We start from the raw sequence: 26709 nt of genomic DNA, 5'->3' as shown, positions 1-26709 counted from the left end.
TATGTATTCCTTATCCATTATCATACCCACATACAACTCGGAAAAAACGATAAAAGATTGCCTCGACAGTATTATATCGCAAACATATACAGATTATGAAGTGCTGATTATGGATGGTGTATCTTCTGACAATACAATTAATATCGTAAAAGAATACAAAAATAGCAATATCCATATATTTTCCGAAAAAGATACAGGTGTATATGACGCCATGAATAAAGGGATAGATAAATCAAATGGGAAATGGCTCTATTTCCTTGGAAGTGACGATCGCCTGTACGATAATAATGTTTTAAAAGATATCATTTCCTTTATTTCTGAGAACGACTGCAATGTAGCATATGGAAATGCTTATTTCATTGGAAAGGAAAAATTCCATGCCGGGTATTTTACCCGGGAGAGATTAAATAAACAGATGAATATATGCCATCAGGCAATTTTTTATCAAAAAGAGATATTTTACAGGCTGGGACAATATAACTTACATTTTTCAATATATGCCGACTGGGATTTTAATATACGGTGCTTTTCCACCCCTGATCTGAAAATATGTTATTACGACCGAACTATCGTATTATACAATGATTTGTCCGGTATTAGCACATCCAAAGATGATTGGTATTTTAAAGAAATATATTCATTTGATGAACTCAACAAAAAGAGTGAGTTAGAGCTAGAGAATATGTTTCTGAAAAATATTCTGTCTTCTAAAGATTATAAAATAGGGAATATAATTCTAAAACCACTGCGTTTTCTTAAACGTTTAGCAAAGAAAATATTATGATCTCTGTTATTATTCCTAATTACAACCACGCCTTTTATCTAGAACAAAGGATAGAGTCTATATTGAGCCAAAATTTCAAGGATTTTGAGGTTATTATTCTGGATGATAAATCAACAGACAACAGTAAAGAAATAATAGAAAAATACAGGAACCATCCCCATATTAGTACCATTATATATAATGAGGCAAACTCAGGATCTACCTTTATTCAATGGAACAAAGGCGTATCTCTTTCTAAAGGGGAGTTTGTTTTAATAGCCGAGAGTGACGATTTCGCATCCCCCGACCTTCTTACTACTTTATATGAAAATATTATATCTGATGATCATATTGTTTTATCTTTTTGTCAGTCTTACCGGGTTAACAATAAAGGGGATGTAACCGGAGATTGGCTTTCCCATACACAAGAATACGACCTTGATAATATTTTTACAGAAGACTTCACCATGGAAGGAAAAGAATTTATCAGGAAATTTTTGATCCATAAAAATACAATTCCCAATGCCAGCGGCGTACTTTTTCGAAAAAGTACATTTGAGACGATTGGTGGAGCCGATACCAATATTGGATATATTGGAGACTGGATGACCTGGTTGAAAATATCGTCTATGGGTAAAATTAGTTTTTCTGCCAAGAAGCTGAATTATTTTAGATACCATGACCAGAGTGTAGTGTCTAAGGTGTGGACAAAAGATGTACCGACTTACAAACAACCGCATATCGACGTACGTCTAAGATATAACGAATTTTTAAAAAAGATAAATATAGATCACGAAATAAATATCATCAATAAGCAAAAGCTGGCAAACGACTATGCAGACGAAGCCTATTTTTTTACCTTGAAAAAAGAATATAGTAAGGTTATTAAAAATTATTTCTTATTTTTAAAATATTCAACCTCGAAGGGTAAAGCTATAATACAAATTCTGACAAACATAAAGCATATAGTATTCAAATGAAAACAATAGCAATAATTGTCACCTACAACGGAATGAAATGGTATCGGAAATGTTTCGACAGCCTTAAGGATTCCTCCGTCCCCGTAGAGATTGTTGTTATCGACAATAAGTCATCCGATCAGACAATATCTTTCATAAAAGAGAATTATCCCGAAATCCATTTAATAGACAGCAAGGAAAATCTTGGATTTGGAAAAGCCAATAATATCGGCCTGAGATATGCTTTGGAGCAGAATGCAGACTATGTGTTTCTTCTCAACCAGGACGCCTGGGTAAGACCCGATACGATAGAAAAACTCATCGGAAAGATGCAGGAAAATACAGAATACGGGATTCTGAGTCCTATACATCTTGACGGAACAGAACAAAACCTTGATTTCAATTTCTCATATTATATATTACCCGACAGATGTCCGGGGTTGATTTCTGATCTTGTTACAAAAAGGAAGCCCGAAGACAAAATATATCCCGTTAAATTTGTCAATGCGGCATTATGGCTCGTATCTCGTCAATGCATCGAAACGGTAGGGATCTTCGACCCGCTATTCCCTCACTACGGAGAAGACGAAAATTACATACAACGACTCGAATATCATAATAAAAAGGTAGGATTATATCCCGAAGTTTTTGGAATTCACGACAGAAACCGCAGTGAATGGAGAAAACCATCCTTCGTAAACAAAAAAAGCAAAGAATTAGTTATATCTTTACTTGGTTTATGCAATATTCACGAATCTTTTTTCAAATGTGTAGGTAGATTCATTTTTTCAAATATATCATCATCTCTGAAAAATTTACTACGCCTTTCATTTGAAAAACTACTAATCAATATCGTCGTATTTTATAAAATTATATTTCTGTTGCCAAATATTCACAGAAACAGGACGTTATCAAAAAAGGGAGGACAGGCTTTTTTATGAGTATCTTAAACGAAAAGAATAAACAACCATTATTTTCGGTTCTGATAGCAAACTATAATAATGGCAAATATCTGGAGGAAACATTAAACTCAATCTATAACCAGACTTATGAAAACTGGGAGATTATAATTGTCGATGACTGTTCTTCTGATAATTCAAAGGAAATATACAAAGCTGTAGAAAACGATAAACGCATCAGGATATTCTACAATAATAAAAATAAAGGAGCCGGATACGCGAAAAAAAGATGTGCGGATGAAGCAAATGGAGAAATATGCGGATTTCTCGACCCAGATGACACACTGGCAAACAACGCTTTATCAAAAATGGTTGAATTACATACAGAAAATCCCGATTATTCGCTTATTCACTCAAAATCGTATTTATGCGATGAAAACATGAAAATCACCAGGGAATATCCGGTAGCACGAAATGTAGATCCTCACAATCTCTTATTTTTCAATCTGGATGGAGCCATCACTCATTTCAGCACTTTCAAAAAAGATTTTTATAATAAGACCCAAGGCATAGATATTTATCTGCAAAGGGCTGTCGATCAAGACCTATACCTAAAACTATATGATATAGGAAAAACATTATTCTGGGATGAAGCTCTCTATTATTATCGTATACATGAGGGTGGTATTTCAACAACCCAGAATGCCCGCAAAGCATACTATTGGGCATGGGTAGTTGTGTTCAGTTCAGCCAGACGAAGAGGTATCAATCTGGAATCTACTTTCTTCGACTATTTCACACCCAAGCACGAATTCGATCACATTGCCGATAAATATAAAAAATACAGGAAAATAGATAAAGCAATGGATAAAATAAAATCATTATTTTCATAACTAATTTGTCTATCTGCCTACATTTGGATAATAGAATTATACAACCCATATCATGATAAATCCTGTAATATCCGTCATAGTTCCATGCTACAATCAGGCAATATATCTGCCCGAGGCCTTGCAATCTGTTCTCGATCAGGATTATCCTCATTGGGAATGTATCATTGTAAACGATGGATCACCTGATAATACAGAGGAAGTAGCCAGGCAATGGACTGAAAAAGACAGCCGCTTCAAGTATTTTTGGAAAGAAAACTCCGGCGTGTGCAATACCCGGAACTTCGGAGTAGAACAGGCTACAGGAAAATATATCATACCTCTCGACGGAGACGATAAGATAGGACCTTCCTATTTCAGCAAAGCTATTGCAACTTTTACCAACGACCCGGAAATAAAATTAATATATAGCGATACAATACTTTTTGGCGATGTAAACGAGAAAAAGATCAATTCTGAATTTGAATTCAGAAAAATATTGACCGAAAACCAGATTTTCAATTCAGCTATATTCAAAAGATCTGATTTTATTGAGGCCGGAGGATACAATCCCAATATGATTGACGGAATCGAAGACTGGGATTTTTATCTATCACTTATCAAGCCAGCCGATAAGGTAGTAAAACTGAATGCATTTCATTATTATTACCGGATAAAAGCAGTGTCACGCTCAGCAGATATTGCCCGGCACACAGAAAAAAACGACGCAATGCTTCTGCAAATGTTCAGGAATCATGTACCTTTGTTTCTGGAATATTTCAATCCGGTAAAAGATCGTATAGAAGCCGAAACCTATAAACGGGAATTAAGCTGGCACTATAATACAAAAGAATACAGGCTTGGACGTATTCTTTTTTCACCATATAACGGATTAAAAAAACTTTACCACCGGATATTCTCTAAAAAGGGTTGAAACATAAGAGACGGAAATACAAACTGTTATGAAAATAAACGTCATATTAATCACATATAATCATGCCAATTATATACGTCAGGCTGTCGAAAGCATACTGATGCAGGAAACCGGGCATGAAGTGGAGATTATTGTGGCCGATGACTGTTCACCCGATAATACCGTCGACATAATCAGAGAATACGAAAGTAAAACGTCCTTTTCTTTTATATACCTGCAAAAAGAGCACAACGTAGGTTATAATAAAAACTACCGACTGGCATTTGCCGCCTGCACAGGAGACTATGTGGCCATAATGGAAGGTGATGATTACTGGATAAAATCGAATCATCTACAAAATCATATAAATTTCCTGGAACAACAATATTGTTGCTCTATGAGTTACAACAGGCATTTGCGCCTGTTTGAAGATCAGAACAGAGAAGAGTTATTCGATTGGGAGAGTAACATTGATTATGAACGGATAACCACAGAGCAGCTAGCCTTAGGTAATCGCATAGGAAACCTTTCCTGCTGTGTATTCAGAGGAGAGTATATCCGTAATATCGACCCGAAGCTTTTTGACATGGAAATTGCCGACTGGATGCTGGGTATGTATATGGGACAGTTTGGCCCGCTGCTATACCTCAAAGAAGTAACCTCGGCGTACCGCATACACGATAACGGCCAATGGTCACGTATGGACGAGAAAGAACAGTTTATCCGCATCATCGAACTGATAAACGAATATGATAAATATTTCAACTATAAATATACAGAAGTATTTACAAAACATAAACGGAGGCTGGAAATTCTCCTTTATGGCGATAAATCGCTGAAAGGCAGGATAAAAAACATTACCCCTGCGTTTATAAGGAGTATATACAGGAAAATAGTAAATTAATTATAAGTTATGAATTATAAATGATGAATTGAAAAACATTAAAACACTCATAATTTATAACTCATAATTCATAACAAGAAAACATATGAGCAATAAAAAAATAATGGTCACCCAGCCCGCCCTTCCACCGTTGGAAGAATTTATTCCTTACCTGCAAAAGATATGGGATAATAAATGGCTGACAAACAACGGACCTTTTCACGAACAGTTTGAAAAAGAACTGGCCGAATATCTGGGTGTAAAATATATATCTGTATTCTCTAACGGAACACTGGCGCTTATTACAGCTCTTCAGGCACTACGCATCACCGGGGAAGTGATAACAACACCTTTCAGTTTTGTAGCAACAACACATTCTCTGTGGTGGAACAACATCAAGCCTGTATTCGTTGACATCGATGACAAATATTATAATATCGATCCGAAAAAAATAGAAGCAGCCATCACTCCGCGAACCACAGCGATCATGCCCGTGCATGTATATGGCAATCCGTGCGATGTGGAGGAGATACAACGTATAGCCGACGTATACGGCTTACGTGTAATCTATGATGCCGCCCATGCCTTTGCTGTGAGGAAAAACGGACAATCGGTGATGAACTGGGGTGATCTTTCCATTCTAAGCTTCCATGCCACAAAGGTATACAATACCATTGAAGGCGGAGCAATCGTTTGTCAGGATGAGAAGACCAAACAGCGTATCGATTTACTGAAAAATTTCGGCTTCCGCGATGAAGTCACAGTCATAGAACCCGGTATCAATGCCAAGATGAACGAATTACAGGCTGCTTATGGTTCTCTTCAACTGAAATATGTTGACAGCTATATAGCGAAACGGCTGGAACTGGCAGAATTATATGATAATCTACTGAAAAATATTCCGGGTATTACCGTAATGGAAGTAGCAGATGATATAAAACATACCTATCCTTATTACCCTGTACGTATCAATACCGCCGAATACGGCATAAGCCGTGATGACCTCTATTTTAAACTACAGGAATACGATATCTTCGGACGCCGTTATTTTTATCCTCTTATCAGCGATTTCCCAACCTATAAAGGATTACCATCTGCCAGCGTATCAAACCTCCCTGTAGCTACACAGGTATCGAAGGAGATCGTTTGCCTGCCGATCTATCCTAATCTTGAATTTGAAGAAGTAGAACGGATTTGCGATCTGATAAGAAATAAGCCATGGAAGAAATGACTATAGGAATAATGCAACCTTATTTCCTGCCATATATCGGGTATTTCCAACTGATGAATGCTGTTGATAAATATGTGATATATGACAATATACAATACACCAAAAAGGGGTGGATCAATCGCAATCGCATTCTCAAAAACGGAAAAGATGTACTGATAACCGTTCCTGTAGAAAAAGATTCGGATTACCTCGATATAAAAGACAGGAGCGTTTCTCAAAATTTCGATAAGAAGAAACTTCTCAACCAGATACGAGAGTCGTACAGGAAGGCTCCGTATTTTCAGGAAATAATACCTCTAATCGAGGATATTGTCAATTATGAGGAATGTAACCTGGCCAAATATATATATAATTCGATAGACAAGGTTCGCGTTTTCTTAGGTATAAAAACAGAACTGATCATATCATCTGCGATTGACACTGATCATTCGCTGAAAGGACAGGATAAGGTAATAGCCCTTTGCAAATCATTAGACGCAAAAAACTATTATAATGCAATAGGAGGGCAATCGTTGTATGACAAAAACGAATTTGCAAAAGAAAATATAATCCTGAACTTTATATCAAGCAATCCTATTGAATATAAACAGTTTAAAAATGAATTTGTACCTTGGCTGTCGATTCTGGATGTTATGATGTTTAATTCGACAGATAATATACAAAGAATGCTGAATGAATATAAATTAATTTGAAAATTAGCAAATTCGGAGATTAGCCAATGAAAATATTTGCTAATTTACCAATCTGCTAATCTGCTAATTGACAAGATGAAAGAAATAGGCGGATACTTTGAACTTCAACTCCGGAAAGGAGAACATTACCATAAAGGCGCAATACAACTAAATACTGCCCGCAATTGCCTTGAGTATATTCTCAGGGCGAAAAAATATAAAAAGATATATATTCCCTATCTCGACTCGGAAGTAATTTGGGAACCAATGGGTAAATTAGGTATTGAATATGAATTCTATTCCGTTGATTTTAAACTTGATCCTATTTTTGATAAGAAGTTGGAGGAAGATGAAGTTTTCTTTTACTCCGATACTTACGGCATCAAATGCTGTACAGTAGAAAAATTAGTTAAACGTTTGGGTAAGCAACTGATTATTGATAATACCCATGCTTTCTTTTCTAAGCCATATGAAGGGATAGATACAATATATTCACCTCGGAAATTCTTTGGATTACCTGATGGCGCATATCTTTTCACAGATATTTTATTGGATGAAGAATTTGATCAGGATGACGCTATCCCCCACATGACGCATTTGATGAAACGGATTGAATACGGTAGTGCGAGTTCCGCCTATCAGGATTACCTCAATTATTGCGCAGGACTTATCAATCAGCCGATTAAACGGATGTCGAATCTGGGAGAATCTTTATTGAAAAGTCTCGATTATGAAAATCTGAAAGAAAGGCAGATAAAGAATTTTCGTTATCTGCATGCCGTTCTGAGAAAAGAGAATAAATTCGAATATGACGATTTCCCTGCCGATACCTGCCCTCTGAGCTATATGTTCTATTCGGAAGATCCCCACTTGAGAAAAAGGCTGATCGAAAACAAAATATACGTTTCCACTTACTGGAAAGCGACATTAGACCTGGTAGAAAAAGATTCGGCCGAATATAAGATTGTAAACTATTTATTGCCATTACCTTGCGACCACCGGTATGATGAAGAGGATATGGAAAGGATAGTGAATGTAATAAGGCACGGATAAATCCGCACCAGACAATATAGAAACGTTTCTTCACATACAGGAAAATATTATCTATCCAATTCTACGGCTTTTCCTGTCTTGCTGCTTTTGATGGCAGCCTCCAGTATTTCAACTACGATAAGATTATTTTCCAAAGACGAAAGATCAGTTGGCTTCACTTCTATTTCTCCCCTGACAGCTGCCTTGAGATAAAAGAATGAATCATTGTAAGGCGTCGGAAGTTTTTCCGCAACAGTAGTAGTCTGCTTCTTATCTGCATATATACGCATATTAGTAGGATCATCCTGATAGATATATCCACTGGCTCCATATATGTGCATATCTTTCCGGCCCATCGGCCAGTTCCACGAAGCCATAATAACAGCCGTTGTTTCGGGATATTCCAATACGATAGTGGCATCGTCATCTACTTTTGGATAAATCTGCGGTTTCAATTGTTTTAGCGTGGCTGTTACCTTTAGTGGTTTTTGCCCTTTCAGCAACCATGTAGTTAAGTTTGCACCATAGCAACCAAAGTCGACAACTGCTCCTCCACCGTTCAGAAGAGGATCGGTCAACCATTCGAGAAATTCAGGGCCACAGCCTATTTCAACAGGGCCTTCATGTCCATCATATACGTTGATACGGGATAATTTTCCTATTTTCCCCTGATTATTTATCAATTCGTATGCTTTATGATTAGCTGGATACCAAGTAGTCTCATAATTGGTAAGCACCATTATATTATATTTTTCAGCCAGTTCTGCTATACGCTTCGCTTGCTCTGTAGTAGTTGCCAGTGGCTTTTCTACCATAACGTGGATGCCTCTGGGAGCACAGGCTTCTATGATACGAAGATGATCGTAAATACTTTCATATACAATTACAGCTTCGGGCCTGGTCTTGTCGAGCATCTCATTTATATCTTCGAAGAATAGTTTTTCATCAACCTTCGCTCGCAGCGTTTTATTATTCCATAGTTTAGTGTTTCTTTCTGCTATTCCTACTACTTCGAAATCTCCACGATCGAGACGCGATATAACTTCCCACAGATGTCCGTGTGAAAGCCCTGCTATACCCAGCCGTAAAGGCTTATCATTTTGAGCGGTCATTGTTGTTACAATAGCTGATAATATTATCAGATAAATAAGTTTCATTCTATTCATTGCCGGTATTGCTAAATTAAGGTTTAAAGATAAATATAACAATCTGATTTTTCGACTATTTATCCTCTAATATATCCACTGTTGACGCAAATATTTTCATGTACTTAAATATTAATAAATTCAAACATCTTTATCTATATATTTCAATTTATCAACACTGTGAAAAGATGATATCGAAAAAAGAAGTAACTTTGAAAAACATATACAAGTTTGTAAGGTTTTAGTTAATTTTTAGTTGACAAGTAAACGAGATACAAGTAAACAAGTTTTTTGGATCCGCCGATTTTCAATTCTACTAACTCCTGAATTCGTAACTTTTGTCACTTTTTTGTTAAAATGAATGAGCAAAAAAATATAATGGTCTCTGTTTCCATGATTACTTACAATCATGAGAAATTCATTGCCGAAGCTATCGAAAGTGTTGTATCACAGAAGACTACATTCCCTTTCGAACTAGTTATCGGAGAAGACCTCAGCACCGATAATACCCGTGCTATCTGCATCGATATGCATCAGAAATATCCCGACATTATTCGCCTGAGACTGAATGACCCAAATCAGGGCATGATGCTCAACTGGATAAACAACATAGAAAGCGGACAAGGCAAATATATCGCCTTGTGCGACGGAGATGATTACTGGACAGATCCTTATAAGCTGCAAAAACAAGTGGATTTTATGGAGAACAATCCTGATTTTGCACTTTGTTCTCACAAAGTGCATACTCTGATGTGCGGCGTACTGGATGAAAATATAGAAATGGAAAAAGATGAGTTGACAACTGAGGATCTGATAAACAAAGACTGGGGATTACTCACTGCTTCTGTTTTTTTTCGCAAGGACGCACATAAAACACCCGGCTGGTATTACACAGTGAAGAATGGCGATTATGCGCTGCAACTGATTGTATCACTGTCAGGTAAAATAAAATTCCTACCTGAATATATGGCAGTCTACAGGCAGCATCTGGGTGGAATGTCATCCACCTTAAAGCCTTTGAACCAGACTGCATGGATGGTATACTTATTGCATGAATTCAATAAATATACAAGCAATGGATATAAAAAAGCAATTGTAGAACGTATAAAAAGGATGTATAAACTACAAATATATTATGCAAAAGGTTACAGTCTGCGGAAAGCCGCTGCTGTACTTAGTCTATATCAGAAATTAGCCCTTATTAATCCTTTCTTAATAGAGTCGAGAAGAAAATAAACCATGAAGTTATCTATTATCACTATAAATCTTAACAACAAAGATGGTTTGGAAAAAACCATAGAAAGTGTTGTCTCTCAAACTTTTACTGATTACGAATTTATTATTATCGATGGAGGTTCTACTAAAGGGGATGTGGAGCTTATCAAAGAATATGAAAATAAGATTTCTTATTGGGTAAGTGAAAAAGACAGCGGCATATATAATGCACAGAATAAAGGAATAAAACAGGCCAGAGGAGAATACCTTTATTTTCTGAATTCGGGCGATGCGCTTTATGAAAATACAACTCTGGAAAAAGTATTTAAAAATGATCCGCACGATCCGTTCATTTGCGGCAGCTTTTATATGGAAGTCGCCGGACAGCTCGAAGCAGATACTTCTTACAGAGACCGCGACTGGCATTTGGCTGTATATGAACTATTCTCCGGATTTCTTTGTCATCAGGCATTTTTTATTCATCGCAATAATTTCGAAAAATACGGATTATATGATGAAAGCCTGCGGGTGGTAGCAGATTGGAAATTGTTTTTTCAAGGGATAGCTATAGATCAGTTGCCTGTGCGATATGTGGATACTTTCATAGTCATCTACAATATGGAAGGTTTCAGCACGCAGATCGGAGGAGAGGTGATCTATCCGGAGAAACTAAAAGTTTGCCGCGAGTTTTTAAAAGAGAGCGCAGTAAAGAAATTAGAACGGCTTTATTATTTGGAACAAAACGGATTTGTGACTGATATAATGAAGTCTAAAAGATGGATATACAACTGCTTCAGAGTATTTTGTAAGCTAGGAAGAATATTTAGATTTGTTAATTTGGATTAATAGTTATATATTTACAGAACTCAGAACACTAAACTTAAATCTATATCTAAAAATAACTATTATGAGTATTTTTGATTCAAAAAGTAAAATTAAAGAGCCCCCTTTGATATGTGGAAAGTTATTTAATTTTATCAAAGTTGATTCGATAAATGAGCAAAAACTGAATGACTTCTATTGGGAAAAAAGCAAAAAGAGAAAAGGGTTACTCACAGGAAAGGTTGAAATAATTTATCTGCAACCGGGAAAGTACAGTATCATAGCTCATGGTGCTACATATCAAAGGACACCTGCGCTTGTGCACGCTTCAATAGAAGCTGATCAGAATTACATATTAGGAGCTAACGAAAGTGGACTTTATGTAGAACCCTATGTCTACGAAGAGGCACAATTAAAAGATTAAGAAACTCAGCATTAATACACATCTGTCGGTTCATCGGGAATATTAGATGACCTGATACGCCATTCTTGTGGATATAAGTTATTTGCCCTGTTACCTATGTTCTTCACAAAACCTAGCGGCATATTTTTATATGTAAGCAATACAAACCCTTTGGGTTGATCTGGTAATGCAAGAGGTTCCTTGCGAAGGTAATTGATTGCCGTTCTCCAATCTATATCGTGTATGATAAAATTCTCTTTATTCAGGTATATACTCATGGCCAATGACTGATCCGGGACAAAGTCTTTTCCTTTAAACTCTCCAAGACAGATACCTTCTGACATTACATTCAGGGACTTTCTCAGAGTTGACAGATCATCATACATTGACGCCGGGAAAGCATACCATCTCTCTTTACTTGTGTAAAAAGAGAACTCCTTATCATTCAGAAGAAAGTTCTTATATTCAACCGGCAGTGACTCTTTCATCTTCTTTCCTTTATCTTTCGGCTTTTTAGGCAAATCTGTCCAGTCATCGGCTTCTTCTGTTTTTCTCAATAATGCGCAAAAAAAGCCCTCACCTTTGGTTTTATAAGGAAAGAAACGGTAGGCAGGCACCTCCTTTACAAAAGATGGAGATATCCTCCACCCCTTTTCTATTTCTACCGGTAAAACCTCTGCTCCCAACTCATCCCTTATCCATCCTACATTTTCTTCGTTTTCTTCGAGATTATAGGTACATGTGCTGTACACAAGTATTCCACTAGTCTTTAATGCAGGCCATATATCGGCAAGAATCCGTTGCTGGCGTTCTTTACACAGCTTTACATTCTCAACAGACCATTCGTTGATAGCCCCTTCATCCTTTCGGAACATTCCTTCACCCGAACATGGAGCATCCACCAGAATTACATCGAAGTAATTATGTAGCTTCCCTATCTGTGCCGGATCGTTATTTGTTACTATATTATTCGGATAGCCCCATTTAATCATATTTTCAGCCAATATATTCGCTCTGGAACGGATCACTTCATTAGACACGAGCAAACTGTTCCTGTTCATCAGACTTGCCAACAATGTAGACTTTCCTCCAGGAGCCGCACAAAGATCAAGCACTTTCAAATCGCCGTCCATATATTGCTTCAGAACATGACCGATAAACATGGAAGATGCTTCCTGAACATAGTAAGCCCCCGAATGAAATAACGGATCGAAAGTGAACCGGGGGCGTTTTTCCAGATACATCCCGTCACTGTTCCATAATACAGAAGAGAAAGATGCAACTTTTTTCACATCAGCCTTAGCCGGATTTAAGCGTATACTTACCGGAGACTCACTCTTCAGCGCATCAGCAAACAAGTCCCAATCCTTAAAAAGCAGTTTCTTCGTTCGGGATATAAAATCAATGGAAAGTTCGGCCATCTTTAGTTTTTTAAATACAAAAATAGAAGTTTTACCGCTTCTTCCAATATCCGGAACTAATGAATACTTAAAAACAATTCGTAGACAGCAATATTTTTCCTATTTTTACATCCAATTTTACAAGATATGAGTATAATAAGAAGCATTGGAATAAAAGAAGACAGGAATATCCTTATTACTTTGGCTATATATACATTCCTGCTACTTTTCTTCTGTTCCAAGATGTCGCCTCTATATCCGACAAATGCATGGGCTGACGTCAATCTCTACTTCAACATAGGTAAAGCCGTATTTAACGGGCAAACGATCTATTCGGAAACCTTCGACCACAAAGGGCCACTGATATTCGTAATTTACGGTATTGGTTATCTGATCTCCAATAGTAGCTTTCTGGGTGTATATATTATACAGTCTGCTTGCTGGACTCTTATGGTTTTTGCAGCATATTATACAGCAAGGCTATACCTTGATAAGATATATGCTTTTATTGCAACAGTCTTATTCCCTGTATTTATAACAACACATACATCGGAAGGTGGCTCTGCTGAAGAATTCATCGCAGTTTTTGCCGTCATAAGCTTATTCCTCTTTATTTCGTATTTTAAAGATAGTACGGCAATAAGGCATAAGCCGACTGATATGCTTATTCACGGAATTTTGTTCACAGCCGTGATTTTCATAAAGATAAATCTAGCCATCTTCTGGTTTTTCCCTGTACTTGCCATATTTCTGAATATACTGATAAACAAGGAATATAAAAACCTGCTGCATAATCTAATCGCGTTCGCCAGAGGTGTTCTTGTGGTAACATTACCGTTTATCTTATATTTTGTTGTAAATAATTCCCTGTCCGAAGCCTGGAATATTTATATAGTCCTCAACAGAAGTTACGCTGAAATAGGAACATTACCCGAAGTGATCGAGCAACTGGCTGTGCGTTTCTATCTGCGATTGAGATTCGAGCCGTTCGACTTTATCATTATACTCACAGGTGCGATATGGTTCCCAATCCGATACATTAAGAATAAATTAGGTAAGATCGCTATCATTTGTTCCTTTTTTGCTGTTTATAGTGTTATATTTATTACTCCGAAGTTTCTCTATTATTATACGATAGTATATTATATATACGGACTACTTGGCTTCATAGTCATCTGTAATCATTTAAATCTGAAACCGGAATGGTATATCTATGCCATATGCGCTGTATTGGCTCTGAACTGGGGAATTTCCAAAAAGAACTTTTTCGACTTCGAAATAAAGGATTTATTGAGTAGAAAACAAGAAACTACCGTATACAGTCATTTCGAAAGTATAATTGGGGCTGAAACCAATCCCACACTGATGAATATGGGACTGGACGAAAACAATGTTATATTCACCCAATTAAACATTATTCCGAATGTTAAGTATTTCATCACTCCCAATATTACTTACGAGATGTATCCTGAGATGCGTAATGCGCAGACGGATTATATAAAAAACAAGGAAATACAATTTGTTATTCTGCCGGAGAAAGCGCTGAATTTCGACTATTTTTATAATCTGCCTTATCTGAAAGAAAATTACGATCTGATAGATACATATATTGATAAAGGAGATAAGTTTTTTCACTTGTATAAAAGAAAAGATTGAGCTATTATGCAGCCTTCATTATATCTTATTCCTGTAACATTGGGCGAAACTGGTATCGAACAGGTTCTGCCTCCGTATAATAAAGAAATAATCCTGCAAACGAAATATTTCATTGTTGAAAACATACGGTCTGCGCGCCGTTTCCTGAAAAAGGTAGATAACAGCATCGATATAGATGAACTAACGTTCTATGAGCTGAATAAACATACCAACCCCGAGCAAATTGAAAATTACCTGACACCGATTACCAAAGGATTTAATGTAGGAATTATTTCAGAAGCCGGTTGTCCTGCAATAGCCGATCCAGGCAGTGACATTGTAGCTATTGCACAGCAAAAGAACATCAAGGTAGTACCACTGGTAGGCCCTTCGTCCATTCTGCTGTCACTCATGGCTTCGGGATTCAACGGTCAGAGTTTTGCATTTCAGGGATATCTCCCAGTAGAAGCTTCTGAGCGGATAAAAAAACTGAAACAATTGGAAACAAACATATACCGGGATCATCAAACACAAATATTTATAGAGACCCCATACAGAAACCTGAAGCTTGTCGAGGACATACTCAAACATTGCAACCCGAACACAAAATTATGCATTGCAATGAACATTACCTGCGACAACGAATACATCAGAACTATGACTGTTAAACAATGGAACAAGCAATTGCCTGACATGAACAAGCAATTATGCATATTTCTGCTTTATAAATAGTCATTTCCTGCATCTTTTTTATAATAGTTTATCTGTATGTTGTTAATGGGAAACAAAGAATGTGAACGGTCTTTGAAATTTGTAAACAAAAAACTTTTCGTCTTTGCGAGAAAAATACTGCAAAAGTGTAACTTTTGTAACTTTTTTATTAATTGCTAACTGTTGACTGTTAACTGAATGAAATATCAGACTTTTGTTAAAACAGAACGCCATATAAATATTCATCCTCCTTTCATAAATTATGTTTTGCGGCTGTTGAAGATGAAGCCTTTTTCAGTACCTTTGTACCCGAATTAAAAAAGAGAGAAAACATGGCTCAAACGTCATTATTAGAGAAATTAGATACACTGGTCATACGTTTCGAAGAAATAGGCAAACTGATAACAGACCCTGCCGTTATTTCGGATATGAAACGCTATGTAAAGCTGAACAAGGAATATCGCGACCTGGAGAAAATCAACTCAGCCCGCAACGAATATAAGCAACTGCTGACAACAATAGATGAAGCTAAAAACATTCTGGAAACAGAAAATGATGCAGAATTAAGGGAAATGGCAAAAGAAGAACTGGATGCCGCAACAATCCGCTTACCCGAACTTGAAGAAGATATAAAGCTATTGCTTATTCCGGCCGATCCGGGAGATAGTAAGGATGCTATTGTCGAGATCAGAGGAGGTACAGGAGGTGACGAAGCTGCCATATTTGCAGGTGACCTTTACCGGATGTATCAGAAGTATTGCGAGAATAAAGGCTGGAAAACAGAAGTAACCAGTCTGACGGAAGGTTCTTCGGGCGGATTCAAAGAGGTCATATTCACTGTTACAGGAGAAGGTGTATATGGCATTCTGAAATATGAATCGGGTGTACACCGTGTGCAGCGTGTACCTGCTACCGAAACTCAGGGAAGGGTGCATACATCGGCTGCCACAGTTGCAGTTCTTCCCGAAGCTGAAGAGGTGGACGTAGATATAAATCCGGCAGACATCGAGATGCAGACAGCACGTTCGAGCGGTGCAGGAGGGCAAAATGTAAATAAGGTGGAAACCAAAGTGCAATTAACCCACAAGCCGTCGGGCATAGTGGTTGTATGCCAGCAGGCACGTTCGCAATTAGCCAACAGGGAACTTGCCATGCAGATGCTGAGAGCTAAACTATATGATATAGAATTAACAAAATATCAGGATGAAATAGCATCCAAGCGTAAAACAATGGTTTCAACAGGCGACCGCTCTGCAAAGATCAGGACATATAATTATCCACAAGGCCGTGTCACCGATCATCGCATCAATCTTACGCTATATAACTTGTCGGGAGTAATGGATGGGGATATTCAACCTATTTTAGATCAGTTGATAATTGCTGAAAATACCGAGAGATTAAAGGAAAGTGAACTATAGAAGAAGTAAAACAATTATGACAAAACAAGAATTATTTGAGAATATAAAAAAGAAAAAGTCTTTTCTTTGCATAGGACTCGACACCGATATAAAAAAGATACCTTCATTTTTATTCGAAGAAGAAGACCCGATCTACATATTCAACAAAACGATTATAGATGCCACAGCGAAATATTGTGTGGCCTACAAACCCAATACTGCTTTTTATGAAAGCATGGGCGTGAAGGGAATGATCTCTCTGGAAAAAACAATTGAATATATACGCACAAAATATCCTGATCAGTTCATTATCCTCGATGCTAAACGCGGAGATATCGGCAATACATCTGAGATGTATGCAACTGCAGCATTTGAACACCTAAAGGCAAATGCCGTCACTGTCGCTCCTTACATGGGAGAGGACAGCGTAAAGCCATTCGTTAAATATCCGGGCAAATGGGTGATATTATTGGCACTGACATCGAATAAAGGCTCTGCAGACTTTCAACTGACAGAAGACAAAAACGGGGAACGCCTGTTCGAAAAAGTACTGAAAAAATCTCAGGAATGGGCTACCGATGAACAGTTGATGTATGTTGTGGGAGCTACCCGGGGGAGCATGTTCACTGATATACGCCAATATGCACCGAATCATTTCCTGCTGGTACCCGGAGTAGGTGCTCAAGGTGGTAGCCTCGAAGAGGTAGTGAAATATGGGATGAATTCGCAATGTGGACTATTGGTTAATTCTTCGCGGGCAATAATCTATGCTGACAGCACACGTGAATTTGCTTTCGCCGCTGCTGCAGAAGCGAAGAAGATACAGGAAGAAATGGCTGGATATCTGATGAATATGTAGCTTTATTATAATAGCGCTATATATTATCTGGAAAATATTGGTTTATAACCTATTTTTGTTATTTTTACAACACACACTTTAGTATTTAGTTAATTATTTATGCTGCTGTAGTAGTGGCAGTAGTAACAGCCTAATCTTTTTCTTTATTTTGTTTCGTTTTAAGAAGTTCATATTATGTAATATTGTTTATATATAGTTTTTATGAAAAAAAGTATTAGATATAGCTTACTATTAATTCTTATTTCAATACTGGTAACCACTCCGGTTCTATCTGGACTAGCATTTGGACTTGAATTAAAATTAATTTGTACGGGAATATTATTAATTTTAGTACCCTTTGCCGTATTTGAACTAATCAAAGAAACTAAACATCTTAAAAAATAAAGATCGTTTATTCTTTTTCATTTTGAATCGTATTAACCTTGTGAGATTTCATTAAACATTTTCTAAATGTTTGATGTTTACATAATACGAACTTCTTAAAACGAAACAAAATGGGAAAATTTGAAATTAAGAAAAGAAAAGACGGAGAATTCCAATTCAATCTGAAGGCCTCTAACGGTCAGGTTATTCTAAGCAGTGAAGGCTATACAACAAAAGAAAATTGTAAAAAAGGGATCGAATCTGTAAAGAAAAATAGCCAACTCGACGAAAGATTTGAAAAACTGGAAGCTAAAAACGGAAAGCCATATTTCAATCTGAAAGCCAGTAACGGCCAGATTATCGGAACCAGTGAAATGTATGAAAGTGTAGTCAGTCGTGATAATGGAATTGCTTCCGTCAAAAAAAATGCTCCTGATGCAGATGTTGAAGATCTGACCGCAGAATAATAAATTATATGCATAACAGTAAAAGACAAAGGCCCCTTTCGGGGCTTTTGTCTTTTTTATCTATATCAAAAAACATTAAAATCTAAAATATTCTGAATAATATTTTTATATCTTTATCTATATATAAAAACACTATATATATATCAATTTGATATAATTATTAAAAAAGAAATAGATACTAATAATAAATATAATATTATGAAATTAATTGGAATCAGACTACTAGTAAAGAATTTTGATGAAAGCTTTAAATTCTATTCTGAAAAGCTGGGATTAAAAGTAACATGGGGTGAATTGGGTGGAGCATACGCCAGTTTCGACATAGGGGATAACCCTGACAGCCTTTCTATTTTTCCATCCAACCTTATGGCCGAAGCGATTGGTAATTCAGACATGCCTCTACCAGAGAATAGTCGGGAAAAGGTCGCTATTATCTTAAATGTGGATAATGTGGATGAAACTTATAAAGAATTACAGCTTCGCGGTGTAGAATTTATCAACCAGCCTACCGATATGGGTGGATGGGGTATGAGAACGGTACACCTCAGAGATGTAGATGGAAATCTTATCGAGTTATTCTCGGAATTGGCTAGGGACAAATGGGATAAAGACCTGTTGGATGATATGGAAAAATTCGAAAAATAATATAAAGAAGCGAGGGTGGATAGGCCTCCCCTCGCTTCTGACTAAAAATGTGTGTTTTTAATAGTACTTAGTATTTTTTTATTCATCTTCACTATAAGCTATTTCTCCGTGTTGAGATATATCGAGCCCGATAGATTCTTCCTCTTTTGACGCTCTCAGGCCTATTGTTTTGTTAACTATGAAGAACAGGATGAAGGTAAGGATTGCACTATACGCTACAGAAGCGAACGTTGCCACTACCTGTATCCATAATTGATTCCAGTCGCCATACAGGGCTCCCTGCGCACCATCAGCACCGGTTATGGCTTGAGTTGCAAATACCCCGGTAAGGACAGATCCGACTATCCCTCCTACCCCATGTACGCCAAAAGCATCCAGAGAGTCATCATATTTGAGTTTTGGTTTCACATAAGCAACCATCCAGAAACAAAACAGAGCAGAGATTCCACCTATGGCAAATGCACCTAGCACATCGACAGTTCCCGCTGCAGGAGTTATAGCTACCAATCCGGCAACAGCTCCGGTACAGAACCCTACGGCTGTCGGCTTTTTATACATGATCCATTCCAGGCTCATCCAGATTACAGCCGCCATACAGGTTGCAAGGTGTGTTACAAGAAAAGCATTTGCAGCTAATCCGTCTGCCGCCAGTCCACTACCTGCATTGAACCCGAACCAGCCTAACCAAAGTAATGCTGTACCGATGAAGACGAACGGTATATTGTGTGGAGTAAACGGGTGGCCTATAGTCCGGTATCCCTTACGACGACCAAGCATAATAGCCATTACTAAAGCCGAAATACCAGCATTGATATGCACCACTGTTCCTCCGGCAAAGTCGATAGCGCCCATCTGCATCAACCAACCGCCACCCCATACCCAGTGAGCCATTGGATTGTATACAAGAATAGCCCAGAGGATAGTAAATACAAGGAAGCCCGAAAATTTGATCCTCTCGGCAAATGCTCCGATAATAAGGGCCGGTGTTATAACAGCAAACATGCATTGGAACAAGGCGAAAAGTATTTCAGGTATACCTACACCGTCTATGTATGTTTCTAGGGAAAGACCTTTTAAGAATATTTTATCGAATCCTCCGATCACAGCTCCTAAAGAGCTTTCAGAGTCCATGAAAGAGGTACCGAATACCCAGCTATATCCGAATGAAATCCAGAGTATACTGATGACTCCTGTTATAATGAGACATTGCATAATGATACTCAGTACATTCTTCTGCCGTACCAAGCCTCCATAAAAGAGAGCCAGTCCGGGAACAGTCATCATCATAACAAGAATTGTCGCAACAATAATCCAGGCTGTATTACCAGAGTCCAGGCCCGACACTTCTGCTGTCGCAGAAACTTCTTCTATGATTGGTGTAGTAATTCCCGCAACGATCTGAACTGAATCGGTTGTTGTGGCTATCGAATCCTGAGCTGTTAATATAGTAGGAGCAATTACAAAAGTGACCAATAATATTGCGATGTATTTAAAAAATCTTCGTTTCATATTTATTATTTTTTACCTAACCATGAAATTTATTTACTTATCTTCCTCTTCTTTATCGTATAAAGACTCATCCCCATGGTCTCCCGTGCGAATACGGATAGATTGCTCGATACTCGACACAAAGATTCTTCCATCACCACTTTCTCCTGTATATGCCGACCTTAATATGGCATCAATCGATTTGTCGACATTTATATTCCTGACGACAAACGAAATGAATATACGGTCTATAGCATTCACATCATATGCTATTCCTCTGAATATTAATCCCTGGCGGGCACTCCCCTGCCCCTTTACATCCCACCACGACAAGAAGTCGATATCTGCTTCATGCAAGGCGCAACGCACTTCATTGAATTTTGATTTACGGATGATTGCTTCAATCTTTTTCATACTTTACTTATTTTACAATTGGTTTTAACGAACCTGTTATATAAATGAATTTTACCAGAACCAATGATAATTACCTGATAGATATACCAAATACGAAATGTATGTCTTCGTGTGCCGGATTAGCTATTATATTAGCAAATACGGGTAGAGAAAAAGAATCTGTGATTTTTATGCTTTTAGATGCATTCAACAAAATAGAAGTTACTTTAAAACCGTTGTCTGTTCCCAGTGTAGTGTTCTGCCAGGGAGTGAATCCCATAGAGATTCCCATATCCACTCCCTTTACTGAAAAAGGATATGCAAATTCAACATAAGTAGAATAGCTGTTCTTTCCGTCTGCTTTCTTATTTCCCTTTCCCATGAAAAAAGTATTCCAGGTAATACTTAGAGGAAAAGATTCAGGCAAGGTATAGCCAATAGTTCCTTCCAACAGGTGGCCGCTATAACCATCGTTAGGATAACTAAAGTAACGATAAACACCCTCTCCATCCCACCAGTAATCGGTGACAGCCAACTTAAGTCCGCTAACTTCATAAGCGGCAGTGAAGTCTACCTCTTTTTTACCTTCTTTACTGGTTAAATCGGTAGAACCCCATGCGCTTAGAGAAAATCCTCCTACACTTGCACTCAGGTTGGGCTGCACACTGGCTCCGGCAGATTTAACACCACGCCAGACATACGAACTGACAAGATCTGCACCAAAGTCAACATCTATACCAGACTGGGCTTTCATCTGTAATGAGACAGAGGATAAACATGTGAATACAATAACCAAACAAATAATTTTCCTTAAAATAGAGCTTTTCATAATCAAATATTTAAAGATGTTAAATTTATAATTTAATCTTCTTTTTGATTAGAAAAATGGAGAAGAGTGATCTTTTTGTTTTATTATTCAACAAAATTATGTCAAAATATTTTAACCAACAAATTTTAAAGAGATAAAATTTAAAGAAATTTATATACAATCAATTTCAAACATCTTGAATATTAAACTAAGGAATTGATTAAAAACAATATAGCCTTGATATTTTTATCAAATAAAGGTTATTAAACGATAGAATTGTGATTAAAAATTTATTTCAAAAGATCTCAGAAAACAATCAATATCTAATATTAATCATTTACCTGAGTATAGATAAATTAACGAAAGAAATATGCATAAAAATAGAAAGTCCGCGAAATCAACTTCGCAGACTTCCCAACCTTAACACAAACTTTACAAAACTACACAATAGAGCTGATCGCAGCCTGAAATTGGTTCAAAATCAGGAACCAACCCTATGTCTCATTATATTTCTTTTCAGTTTTATAATCTAATCAGTTATTAAAACTTTTCAAAAATTAAAACTTATATATTCTTTTATATGCAAACTGACACAACAAAGATATGCAAATTTTACACAATGACAATAGACAGTATCTATTTTTTTTTATAAAATATATTTGTTTTTATCCTTAATTAACAAGTTCATCTTTTAGGTATTCAGCTGTAAAGCTGTTGGTTGTCTTAACAACATCTTCCGGCTTACCTGTAGTGACTACGGTTCCACCTCCAACTCCTCCGTCGGGCCCCATATCAATAATATAATCGGCACTTTTAATTATATCCTGATTATGTTCTATTACTATTACAGTATTCCCTCTATCTACCAATTTATTAAGTACTCCAAGCAATACGCGTATATCCTCAAAATGCAATCCGGTTGTAGGTTCATCCAGAATATATATTGTATTTCCGGTATCGACACGGGCTAATTCAGCTGCCAATTTGATACGTTGAGATTCTCCTCCTGACAGAGTTGTAGAAGGTTGCCCTAATTTAAGATATCCTAATCCCACTTCCTGAAGGACTTTAATTTTGTGAAGAATGTTAGGTACATTTTCAAAGAATTCAACAGCCATATTAATAGTCATATCCAGCACATCTGCTATTGATTTTCCCTTAAAACGGACTTCCAGCGTCTCCCTGTTATAACGCTTTCCATGACATTCTTCACATAGTACATATACATCCGGCAAAAAGTTCATTGCGATTGTTTTATAACCATTCCCGCCACAGACTTCACAGCGCCCGCCTTTCACATTGAAAGAGAAGCGGCCGGGCTTATATCCCCTGATCTTTGATTCGGGCAGGTTTACAAACAAGTTTCTTATATCGGAGAAGACTCCGGTATAAGTTGCCGGATTGGAACGGGGTGTGCGTCCAATAGGTGACTGATCTACACTGATCACCTTATCCACATTATCTATCCCCTCCAGTGATTTATATGGTAGTGGATCTGCCAATGATCTATATAAATGTTGGCTAAGAATAGGTTGTAAAGTACCGTTAACCAAGCTGGACTTCCCGCTACCCGATACCCCTGTGACACAAATAAAAGTATTTAAAGGAAATGTTACATTTACATTTTTCAGATTATGTCCTGTGGCTCCTTTTATAGTGATCTTTTTACCATTACCTTTCCTTCGCTTTTTAGGAATCTCTATTTTAAGTTTTCCATTCAGGTAATCGGCAGTCATGGTACTTGCTTTTATCATTTCCTGAGGTGTTCCCGAAAAAACAACCTTTCCTCCACGGCGTCCGGCATAAGGGCCTAAATCTACAACATAATCAGCATCGAGCATGATATCCTTATCGTGTTCTACAACTATAACCGAGTTACCTGTATCGCGTAATTTCTTCAGCGATTCTATCAAACGCCTGTTATCGCGTTGATGCAAACCAATACTCGGTTCATCCAGTATATAGAGAACATTTACCAATTGAGAACCGATCTGTGTGGCGAGACGAATACGCTGACTTTCACCACCCGACAAAGAAACCGATGCCCTGTTAAGGGACAAATAACTAAGACCCACATCGAGCAGGAATGAAAGACGTGAAACTATTTCTTTCTTAATTTCAGAGGCTATTACTTTCTGACGTTCGGAAATATGTATATCCATATCTTTAATCCACTCATAAAGATGCTGAATATCCATTTCCGCCAGTTCGGCAATATTCTTTCCGTTTATTTTATAATGTAATGCTTCTTTATTTAATCTCTGTCCGTTACACTCAGGACAAACATCAGTCTTTATAAATTGCTCAGCCCATTTCTGAGCAGAAGCCGAAGAGTCTCCATCCTGTTGCATTTCTATATATTTTGCAACACCTTCGAATGCCACCACATAATTGGAACTTCCCAGCGATTCATTCTTAATCTGCAGCCTCTCGTCGGTTCCAAACATGATTTCGTCCATAGCCTCCTGTGGAATGTCCTTGATCGGAGTTTTAATGGTAACACCATGTTTTTCGCAGATAGCTTCAATCTGCCAGAAAAACAATGAGTTTTTGTATTTACCCAATGGCGCAATACCTCCCGCATATATACTCAACTGCAGCTTAGGTACTATCTTCGTCATATCTATCTGATTGACATAACCAAGGCCTTTGCAACGGGGACATGCTCCGTACGGAGAATTAAAAGAAAAAGTATGCGGAGCCGGTTCACTATAGGACAATCCTGTGGTCGGGCACATCAGCTGCCGGCTATAATGCCGGACTTCGTCCGATTCTACATCCTGGATCAGGATCAATCCCTCTCCAAGCTTCATAGCCGTACGTAAACTTGCCTTGAGGTTATCGATAAATTTATTGGATACAACCAGTTTATCAATCAAGACTTCTATACTATGCATCTTATATCTGTCGAGGCGCATCCCGGGTATGATCTCACGTATTGCTCCATCGACACGGACTGTTAGATATCCCTTTTTACTGATCTGCTCGAAGAGTTCTTTATAGTGTCCCTTCCTGTTACGAACAAGAGGAGCCAGCATATATATCTTTTTTCCCAAATACTTTTCAAGTATAAGGTCAAGAATCTGCTCTTCAGTATATTTTACCATCTTCTCACCCGTCAGGTAAGAATAAGCTTCCCCAGCCCGGGCATACAACAGACGCAGAAAGTCATAAACTTCTGTCGTTGTACCTACTGTAGAACGTGGGTTGCGATTGGTGGTCTTCTGTTCTATGGAAATTACAGGACTAAGCCCTGTGATCTTATCTACATCGGGACGCTCCATACTACCCAGAAAATTACGGGCATAGGCCGAAAATGTCTCAATATAGCGGCGTTGCCCTTCCGCAAAAATGGTATCGAATGCCAACGAAGACTTCCCACTGCCACTAAGCCCTGTGATTACAACAAGTGAATCACGAGGAATTTCCACATCAATATTTTTAAGATTGTGTACACGTGCACCGTACACATTTATAGTCTCTTTCTCTGTTTTTGTTTCCATTAATTTAATTCTGTCATGCTCGATCAATCCTGATAAAGCCATCTTCTGTCATGAACCTTTACTTTTTCGCCCTTTTTATAGTAGAGGGATTCTTGTGTAGGAATTAAAATTGTATATGAACTCTGGCTTTTAGCCGAAATAGTCAGTTTCCGGTCGCGAAGCCAAGTATTGAAATCTTTCAACTGTGCATAAGATACACCGTTGTCTTTGGCGAATGCAGCCAAATCGACGATTGATTGGCTTACTTCGGCTTTCCTGAACTCCATAGGTTTATATAAATCTTTATCTGTTAATACAAAACCATATCTGGAAGGATTTTCAAATATCTGCTTAACCGCCAGCATGCGGAAATAATAACGTGTAGTTTCGTCTACCAGCCAAAGATCTAATCCATCTTCTGCCTGCTGTTTGTCAAGCTCACCACTTATACGCCCTTGTCCTGCATTATATGATAGAGCGACACTCGCCCAACTGCCATATTTTGCATATGCCTGTTTGAAATACTTACAGGCAGCGACAGTCGATTTTTCTATTGAATATCTCTCATCTACTTCTGATGAAACTTCCAACCCATAACTGGGAGCCGTTTTAGGCATAAATTGCCAAAGGCCGGCAGCTCCGGCTGAAGATACAGCACGGTGGTTAAGGCTACTTTCTATAACAGCCAGATATTTAAAATCATCAGGTATTCCGTTCTCTTTCAAGATAGGTTCTATCACAAGGAAAAATCTGTTCGCTTTTTTAATAAGCAGCAATGTTGTAGAATGAAGATAGGTAAACCCGTTTATTTCCCTGTCAAACCGCTCATGCATATCGTACCGGCTCAAGTCAATGTCTTCTCCTGCAAATTGCACTTTCTGTGGCACCTCTACCGATTTTGTCATAGACAACACGTACGGCTTCTCTGCCTCAACCTGCGCCTGATTATGATTGGACAAAAACATGAAAGCTGCCGCACATAACAAAACAACAGGAATAAAATACATTATATTTTTTTTCATTAGAAATAACACTTATACAAAAACATTTTAACTAAAAAGTAATGAAAGTAATTAAAAATGAAAAACTAATAATTAAAAGTAAAAAATGGAGAACTAAAACTTTTAACTAAAAAGTAACAAAGTTCTACAACTTCTCCTGTTTTCTTTTTTGTATTACTTTCCATTACAATATCATTCCTCTTTTTATTAATAGATAAAGATTCTGGCATTTCACCAAAATAGACAATAACTATC

Annotated in this window: 25 protein-coding genes; 18 read left to right on the top strand and 7 right to left on the bottom strand. The window is 37.5% G+C overall.

Annotated features, from left to right (window positions below; genetic code table 11):
- The first annotated feature begins 1 nt into the window (after nt 1).
- The 9 genes from GGR21_RS04595 (at nt 2) to GGR21_RS04555 (ending at nt 8241) form a co-directional block, all read left to right on the top strand.
- Nucleotides 2-784: a glycosyltransferase family 2 protein gene (locus GGR21_RS04595; RefSeq protein WP_183306018.1), complete on the top strand. Its 783-nt coding sequence runs from the start codon at nt 2-4 to the stop codon at nt 782-784.
- Entirely contained in the window at nt 781-1743 is a 963-nt protein-coding gene (locus GGR21_RS04590; RefSeq protein WP_183306017.1) for a glycosyltransferase family 2 protein, read from the top strand. The genes GGR21_RS04595 and GGR21_RS04590 overlap by 4 nt, the downstream gene beginning before the upstream one ends.
- Entirely contained in the window at nt 1740-2663 is a 924-nt protein-coding gene (locus GGR21_RS04585) for a glycosyltransferase family 2 protein (protein ID WP_183306016.1), read from the top strand. The genes GGR21_RS04590 and GGR21_RS04585 overlap by 4 nt, the downstream gene beginning before the upstream one ends.
- The gene (locus GGR21_RS04580; RefSeq protein WP_183306015.1) at nt 2660-3514 is read left to right on the top strand and encodes a glycosyltransferase family 2 protein; all 855 of its coding nucleotides are present in this window, start codon (nt 2660-2662) and stop codon (nt 3512-3514) included. Before GGR21_RS04585 ends, GGR21_RS04580 begins: the two co-directional genes overlap by 4 nt.
- Nucleotides 3515-3566: 52 nt before the next feature.
- Nucleotides 3567-4424, top strand: a complete 858-nt coding sequence (locus GGR21_RS04575) for a glycosyltransferase family 2 protein (protein ID WP_183306014.1) — start codon at nt 3567-3569, stop codon at nt 4422-4424.
- Between the two features lie 28 nt (nt 4425-4452).
- Nucleotides 4453-5307, top strand: coding sequence for a glycosyltransferase (locus tag GGR21_RS04570; protein WP_183306013.1), 855 nt, complete (start codon nt 4453-4455; stop codon nt 5305-5307).
- An 85-nt stretch (nt 5308-5392) separates the two neighbouring features.
- Entirely contained in the window at nt 5393-6517 is a 1125-nt protein-coding gene (locus tag GGR21_RS04565; RefSeq protein ID WP_183306012.1) for a DegT/DnrJ/EryC1/StrS family aminotransferase, read from the top strand.
- The gene (locus tag GGR21_RS04560; RefSeq protein ID WP_246347993.1) at nt 6505-7209 is read left to right on the top strand and encodes a WbqC family protein; all 705 of its coding nucleotides are present in this window, start codon (nt 6505-6507) and stop codon (nt 7207-7209) included. Before GGR21_RS04565 ends, GGR21_RS04560 begins: the two co-directional genes overlap by 13 nt.
- Before the next feature lie 75 nt (nt 7210-7284).
- Nucleotides 7285-8241 (top strand): hypothetical protein, encoded by a 957-nt coding sequence (locus tag GGR21_RS04555; protein ID WP_183306010.1) that lies wholly within the window; start codon nt 7285-7287, stop codon nt 8239-8241.
- Nucleotides 8242-8288: 47 nt separating this feature from the next.
- On the opposite strand, the gene GGR21_RS04550 is transcribed toward GGR21_RS04555, so the two are convergent.
- On the bottom strand, nt 8289-9386 hold the full coding sequence (locus tag GGR21_RS04550; protein WP_183306009.1) for a Gfo/Idh/MocA family protein: 1098 nt from the start codon (nt 9384-9386) through the stop codon (nt 8289-8291).
- Nucleotides 9387-9722: 336 nt separating this feature from the next.
- On the opposite strand from GGR21_RS04550, the gene GGR21_RS04545 reads away from it, so the two are divergent.
- The 3 genes from GGR21_RS04545 to GGR21_RS04535 all read left to right on the top strand — a co-directional run bounded on the left by GGR21_RS04545 (nt 9723) and on the right by GGR21_RS04535 (nt 11826).
- The gene (locus GGR21_RS04545; protein ID WP_246347992.1) at nt 9723-10601 is read left to right on the top strand and encodes a glycosyltransferase; all 879 of its coding nucleotides are present in this window, start codon (nt 9723-9725) and stop codon (nt 10599-10601) included.
- Nucleotides 10602-10604: 3 nt separating this feature from the next.
- Nucleotides 10605-11426 (top strand): glycosyltransferase family 2 protein, encoded by an 822-nt coding sequence (locus GGR21_RS04540; RefSeq protein WP_183306008.1) that lies wholly within the window; start codon nt 10605-10607, stop codon nt 11424-11426.
- A gap of 61 nt (nt 11427-11487) precedes the next feature.
- A complete protein-coding gene (locus GGR21_RS04535) occupies nt 11488-11826 on the top strand; it encodes a hypothetical protein (RefSeq protein WP_183306007.1) in 339 nt (112 codons plus the stop codon).
- Between the two features lie 11 nt (nt 11827-11837).
- Here GGR21_RS04535 and GGR21_RS04530 read toward each other — a convergent pair whose 3' ends face one another.
- The gene (locus GGR21_RS04530) at nt 11838-13226 is read right to left on the bottom strand and encodes a methyltransferase RsmF C-terminal domain-like protein (RefSeq protein WP_183306006.1); all 1389 of its coding nucleotides are present in this window, start codon (nt 13224-13226) and stop codon (nt 11838-11840) included.
- Between the two features lie 126 nt (nt 13227-13352).
- Here GGR21_RS04530 and GGR21_RS04525 point away from each other — a divergent pair, with 126 nt between their 5' ends.
- From GGR21_RS04525 to GGR21_RS04500, 6 genes are all read left to right on the top strand, one after another.
- Nucleotides 13353-14861 (top strand): glycosyltransferase family 39 protein, encoded by a 1509-nt coding sequence (locus GGR21_RS04525; protein ID WP_221232920.1) that lies wholly within the window; start codon nt 13353-13355, stop codon nt 14859-14861.
- A 6-nt stretch (nt 14862-14867) separates the two neighbouring features.
- Nucleotides 14868-15572: an SAM-dependent methyltransferase gene (locus GGR21_RS04520; protein WP_183306005.1), complete on the top strand. Its 705-nt coding sequence runs from the start codon at nt 14868-14870 to the stop codon at nt 15570-15572.
- Between the two features lie 311 nt (nt 15573-15883).
- Nucleotides 15884-16969, top strand: coding sequence for a peptide chain release factor 1 (gene prfA, locus GGR21_RS04515; RefSeq protein WP_183306004.1), 1086 nt, complete (start codon nt 15884-15886; stop codon nt 16967-16969).
- Nucleotides 16970-16985: 16 nt separating this feature from the next.
- The gene (gene pyrF, locus GGR21_RS04510; protein ID WP_183306003.1) at nt 16986-17807 is read left to right on the top strand and encodes an orotidine-5'-phosphate decarboxylase; all 822 of its coding nucleotides are present in this window, start codon (nt 16986-16988) and stop codon (nt 17805-17807) included.
- Between the two features lie 494 nt (nt 17808-18301).
- Nucleotides 18302-18637, top strand: coding sequence for a YegP family protein (locus GGR21_RS04505; RefSeq protein ID WP_183306002.1), 336 nt, complete (start codon nt 18302-18304; stop codon nt 18635-18637).
- A gap of 198 nt (nt 18638-18835) precedes the next feature.
- Nucleotides 18836-19282: a VOC family protein gene (locus GGR21_RS04500; RefSeq protein WP_183306001.1), complete on the top strand. Its 447-nt coding sequence runs from the start codon at nt 18836-18838 to the stop codon at nt 19280-19282.
- A 78-nt stretch (nt 19283-19360) separates the two neighbouring features.
- Here the strand turns inward: GGR21_RS04500 and GGR21_RS04495 are convergent, their stop codons facing one another.
- From GGR21_RS04495 to GGR21_RS04475, 5 genes are all read right to left on the bottom strand, one after another.
- Nucleotides 19361-20791, bottom strand: coding sequence for an ammonium transporter (locus GGR21_RS04495; RefSeq protein WP_183306000.1), 1431 nt, complete (start codon nt 20789-20791; stop codon nt 19361-19363).
- A gap of 33 nt (nt 20792-20824) precedes the next feature.
- On the bottom strand, nt 20825-21184 hold the full coding sequence (locus GGR21_RS04490) for a P-II family nitrogen regulator (RefSeq protein ID WP_183305999.1): 360 nt from the start codon (nt 21182-21184) through the stop codon (nt 20825-20827).
- Nucleotides 21185-21254: 70 nt separating this feature from the next.
- Nucleotides 21255-21992 carry a TorF family putative porin gene (locus tag GGR21_RS04485; protein WP_183305998.1) on the bottom strand — a complete coding sequence of 246 codons (738 nt, stop codon included), beginning with the start codon at nt 21990-21992 and terminating at the stop codon, nt 21255-21257.
- A gap of 650 nt (nt 21993-22642) precedes the next feature.
- Nucleotides 22643-25474, bottom strand: a complete 2832-nt coding sequence (gene uvrA / locus GGR21_RS04480) for an excinuclease ABC subunit UvrA (RefSeq protein ID WP_183305997.1) — start codon at nt 25472-25474, stop codon at nt 22643-22645.
- A gap of 23 nt (nt 25475-25497) precedes the next feature.
- The gene (locus GGR21_RS04475; RefSeq protein WP_183305996.1) at nt 25498-26475 is read right to left on the bottom strand and encodes a lytic transglycosylase domain-containing protein; all 978 of its coding nucleotides are present in this window, start codon (nt 26473-26475) and stop codon (nt 25498-25500) included.
- Nucleotides 26476-26709: the final 234 nt, after the last annotated feature.

The organism is Dysgonomonas hofstadii (assembly GCF_014196915.1).
Taxonomy (GTDB): Bacteria; Bacteroidota; Bacteroidia; order Bacteroidales; family Dysgonomonadaceae; genus Dysgonomonas; species Dysgonomonas hofstadii.
This window is presented reverse-complemented; position numbering and strand designations above follow the sequence as displayed.